5 protein-coding genes are annotated in these 4,865 nt (G+C 36.2%); all 5 read right to left on the bottom strand.

What is annotated here, in order from left to right; translation table 11 throughout:
* Positions 1-719, bottom strand: a 719-nt coding sequence (locus tag Q0X89_RS02435) for an endonuclease/exonuclease/phosphatase family protein (protein ID WP_297691018.1), incomplete at its 3' end; no start/stop codon positions are given.
* Between the two features lie 263 nt (positions 720-982).
* Positions 983-1,858: a rhomboid family intramembrane serine protease gene (locus Q0X89_RS02430; protein WP_297691017.1), complete on the bottom strand. Its 876-nt coding sequence runs from the start codon at positions 1,856-1,858 to the stop codon at positions 983-985.
* A 1-nt stretch (position 1,859) separates the two neighbouring features.
* The gene (locus tag Q0X89_RS02425; RefSeq protein ID WP_297691016.1) at positions 1,860-2,603 is read right to left on the bottom strand and encodes a rhomboid family intramembrane serine protease; all 744 of its coding nucleotides are present in this window, start codon (positions 2,601-2,603) and stop codon (positions 1,860-1,862) included.
* Entirely contained in the window at positions 2,604-4,454 is a 1,851-nt protein-coding gene (gene mutL / locus Q0X89_RS02420) for a DNA mismatch repair endonuclease MutL (protein ID WP_297691015.1), read from the bottom strand. It abuts the gene before it with no gap.
* Entirely contained in the window at positions 4,454-4,744 is a 291-nt protein-coding gene (locus tag Q0X89_RS02415) for a riboflavin synthase subunit beta (protein WP_297691014.1), read from the bottom strand. Before Q0X89_RS02415 ends, mutL begins: the two co-directional genes overlap by 1 nt.
* Between the last annotated feature and the right edge of the window lie 121 nt (positions 4,745-4,865).

The raw sequence follows: 4,865 nt of genomic DNA, 5'->3' as shown, positions 1-4,865 counted from the left end.
TCTACTAAAATAAAGTCAATACGAAATGGGATAAATTTTAAATCAAAGGTTTTCCCAATACCCGTGCCTCTCTCATCAAAAGTATCCTTCATTTCAGCTATGGCTATTCGATACATATTTGAAAATGAGGTGTTATTGAAATCACCGCAAACTATGGTCCTGTATGGAGAATTTTTTCTGTGATTGACAAATATTTGTACTTGTTCTTCTTGTTTCATAAAAGCCATTCTCATTTTACCATAAATCTTGAAAGCTGGTCTAATTCGCTTTAGCCTGGAAGGTATTACTTTATAGGATTGGAAATGAATATTATAGACTCGAATTGTATCTGCTTTATATAAAATATCCGCAAATAGGGCATTGTTGGCTGTATTGGGAAATTCCAGGGATCCGGTGCCTACAATCGGGTATTTTGAAAAAATAGCCTGGCTGCTTTTATTAGAAGGGAAATCGGTTTTGTATTTATAGGGATATTGCTCTAATTGAACCATTCGACCAAATTCCTGAAAGCAGACAATATCAGGGTCTTGATCTAATACAAAATTCTTAATTTCATTCCCTGTTGATTCACCTTTTGCCCGACCACTAAAATTAAACTCTCTTGTATTAAAAGTCATAATGCTCAGGTCATTATCTTCAGAGGTTCCATTGGTAGACCCGAATTTATAAAAAGATCCCAGTACGATATAAGAACTGAGTACTGCGGCTAATGATAGCATGAACATTTTTTTCTTTCTGAATAACCAATATGCAATAAATGGAAGATTTAAGACAAACGTTATCGGAAAGAATAAACCCAAAAAAGATAAAGGAATAAATGTCTTTACGGAAATAAAAGGAGACAGGCAGGATAACAAAAGAATTAGTCCAAAAAATATATTCAGGATTAAAATAGTCTTATCAAATAATGATAAATCTCTCACAGATTAATCCTCTTTACCCGCCTTGAATAAGAAATCAATAATGATAAATCTCTCACAGATTAATCCTCTTTACCCGCCTTGAATAAGAAATCCTTTTCTGATTTGGAAAGACTTTCATAACCAGATTTGCTAATCTTATCAAGGATAGTATCTATTTTGCGCTGCTTGCTTTCTCTGTCGTAATTTACATTCGAAACATTTTTTCCTTTAGTGCGGCGGTAGACAGTTTTCAGGGGTGCCTTTTTTTCTCTCTTCTTAAAAAGACCTTCAATACTTTCAATCATTTTCGTGAACCCTTCCCCTATGTCCCGGCCTTTTAATAATTGTCTGGCATAAACGTATCCCAAAAAAGCTCCACCTAAATGAGCGAGATTTCCACCTGCATTTCCGCCAGATGGAATTTGAATTAAATCTACCAAAACAAAGAAAGCTCCAATATACCACAATTTTACATTGAACATAAAGAGCCTTACCTCTTGGTTGGGAATATAGGCACAGATAAAAATTAATACCGCAGTTACTCCCGCAGAGGCACCTATTAAAGCCGTCTTTGTAGTCAATAGTGCCGGGAAAACATTATAACTTAATAAAAAGACTAAACCACCCAATATAACCCCTAGAAAATAAACACTTATTAATTTTTTGGGGCCGAACAGGTTTAAGAAAATTCTTCCGGAGAAATAAAGCATTATCATATTCCAAAACAGATGCCAAATTCCTCCATGAAAAAAGGAATAGGTAACAAGAGACCAGGGTTGAGAAATAAAATCGACAAAATCTTTTGGTAATTCAAACCATCGGATCAGTGAATTGGAAGGCATTCCCATTAAGAAGGTAAATAATCCGTTTACAATAAAAACGAATACATTTACTGCAATTAATTTTTCGGCTATACTCAGACGCGCGAATTGATATTTTAAATTTCCAGAATCCATTCTAATCCCATCGATTTTGATTAAACTGATTTTTTTTCCAGTACCACATCATTAAAAATCCAAAAAGGGCTCCCCCAACATGTGCAAAATGTGCAATACCATCTCCAAATATGGAATATCCCGTAACCCCTGAAAACAAGTCCAATCCTATTAAAACAGGAATGAAAAATTTTGCTTTAATAGGGACTGGCAGGAAGATAAGGAATAATTCACTATTTGGATAAGACATTCCAAAAGCTACCAAAATACCGTAAATAGCCCCTGACGCCCCAACTGCCGGGGTATTATAGGCACTTAAAAAATTATCGATAACACTGCGAGGCGCATAATTATACCAGTCTGGACTATATTGGCCACCAGAAATTATTTCCATAATCTGACTTTCCGTTATTCCAGAATTCATTATAGCCTCAAGGCCCTGATTAAAATAATAATAATTTACACCTGAATGTATAAGCGCAGCTCCAATACCTGCAGAGAAATAGAAGAACAAAAATTTATTTCTACCCCACATCCTCTCCAATGGTGTGCCAAAGGCCCAGAGCGCATACATATTAAATAAAATATGCATAAATCCGCCATGCATAAACATATGAGACAACATCTGCCAAAATCCAAAATTCTCATTCTTTGGAAACCACAATGAAAACCATTCATACATCTGGTCTCCATACAGATTGGTCGCTACAAAGAACAACACATTAGCAATTAGCAGATGCTTAATGGCATCAGTTAGTCTTCCCATCTAAATAAATTTATTATCAATATCACGCTCGGTAATTGTAACGTAAATTATTTTGTTAAACGGACTTCGGTTAGTTTCCTTACATGCAAACAATGCATTTACCAGAGCCTGTTGCGACTCATTATCCAATATTTCCCCGGTTTTTACCGCCAAAGACTTACAAAGCGCTTTGGATAAAACCTCTGACTGGGTAAATCCATTTCCGTTTATCTCCATTTGATAATCAGAAATTAATTGATCCAATATTATCCCTATTTCACTTTCATTAATAAGTTGAGGAATTCCGGTGATTTGAAGTTCATCTTCCGTAAAAGGACCGAAAGCAAAACCCAGAGATGTCAGGCTTCCTTTAATTTCCTTTAATACCGCCAATTCAGATTTTGGAAAAGCAAGTGACAAGGGAAAAAGCAATTGCTGGCTTAATGTTTCCTTTACCGTAATGCTTTTAAGAAATTTTTCATATAACACCCGTTGATGTGCACGCCCCTGGTCAATGATAAGCATACCCGACTTTATTGTCGTTACTATATATTTTCTTCTAAGCTGAAATGTCGTTGCCCCTATTTGATCTAAGCCTCCCTGTTCATCAAAAATTGAACCGGTAATAGTATCAGATTCGAAATGCACTGTACTAAATCCCTCTCCCCTGCCAACTTTTGACTCTAAACCTACATACATACTTTCCCAATCCCCGGATCGTTGACGCGCAAAGGTGCTTTTAATACTTTTTCCTAATCCACTTTCCTTAAATGGATTATAGCCAGGGTTAATAGATATACCTGGCTGCTGCGCCTGCTTGTATAATTGCGTATAAGGTGTATCCAAATTCTGATCTTTATCAAAATCTAAAACCGGACTTACATTAAACTGACCTAAGCTGTGTTTTATAGTTGATTTAAGAATAGCATATAAGGTATGTTCGTCATCAAACTTAATTTCTGTTTTTGTTGGGTGTATATTAATATCTATTGATGACGGATCTACTTCGAGATACAAAAAGTAGCCAGGACTTGTATCTGGTCTCAAAAGTCCTTCAAATGAAGCCATAACCGCATGATGAAGATATGGGCTCTTAATAAAACGATGGTTCACAAAAAAGAATTGCTCACCCCTGCTTTTTTTAGCGTATTCCGGTTTGTATATAAACCCTGATATCTTAACTACCTGGGTCTCTTCGGATACAGGCACCAATTTTTCTTTGGTTTTAATTCCAAAAATGTTTACAACTCGCTTTTTTAAATTTGTTGAAGGGAGGTTGAATAACTCGTTGTTATTATTATAAAAATGAAAATGTACGGAAGGATGCGCCAGAGCTATCCGGTGAAATTCATCTGTTATATGACGTAATTCTACCTGGTTGGACTTTAAGAATTTTCTTCTTGCCGGAATATTAAAAAAGAGATTCTTTACGGATACCGATGTTCCTTTTGGCGTTACGGTAACTTCTTGAGATAATAGCTTACTACCTTCAATCTTAAGAAGAGTACCAACTTCATCATCCTCCACCCGCGTATTCATTTCAACATGTGCTATAGCAGCAATCGAGGCTAATGCTTCTCCGCGAAATCCTTTGGTGTCCAAATGAAATAAATCTTCAGCACAATTAATTTTGGAAGTAGCGTGCCTTTCAAAGCTCAATCTGGCATCAGTTACGCTCATACCCAGTCCGTTATCAACAATCTGGATTAAAGTCTTACCCCCATCTTTTACAATTAGCTTAATCGCAGTAGCGCCGGCATCAATGGCATTCTCCAACAACTCTTTTACTACAGAAGCCGGGCGTTGGACCACTTCACCGGCGGCTATCTGATTAGCCACGTGGTCTGGCAAAAGTTGTATAATATCTGCCATTATTTTGAAAAGAAGATTGATAAATCAAAATCGATAATATATAGGAATATAAGGATTAGGATAACGATTATAATTAGCATTCTTAATTTTAAGTTTTTGTCACCGGCCCTCCTGATATCCGCCATTGCATTACTAAACTTTCCTTTTAATCCTCTTGGCGCATCAATGGTAGTTCGGTATTTGTCAAGTTTTGGCTGCATTTTATACGGGCTTCCTTCACCCTTATCATCATAATAACGAGGCGTATAACTGTATTTTCTGTTTTTGCGTAGTTTTGAAAATCTTCCCATGGACCTATAATTCAAAGTTACTCAAAATCAAAAAATATGAAGAGATATCCTTCCCAAAAATTGTTAACAGTTTACAGCCAGCTTAATGCACCAAGCGTATTTTTGTAAAAGGATCTTACAG

Origin of the sequence: uncultured Eudoraea sp. (assembly GCF_947258525.1) — a bacterium.
In the GTDB taxonomy this organism is placed as follows: Bacteria; Bacteroidota; Bacteroidia; order Flavobacteriales; family Flavobacteriaceae; genus Eudoraea.
Note: the sequence above shows the minus strand (reverse complement) of the source record. Positions and strands in the feature narration are given on the sequence as shown.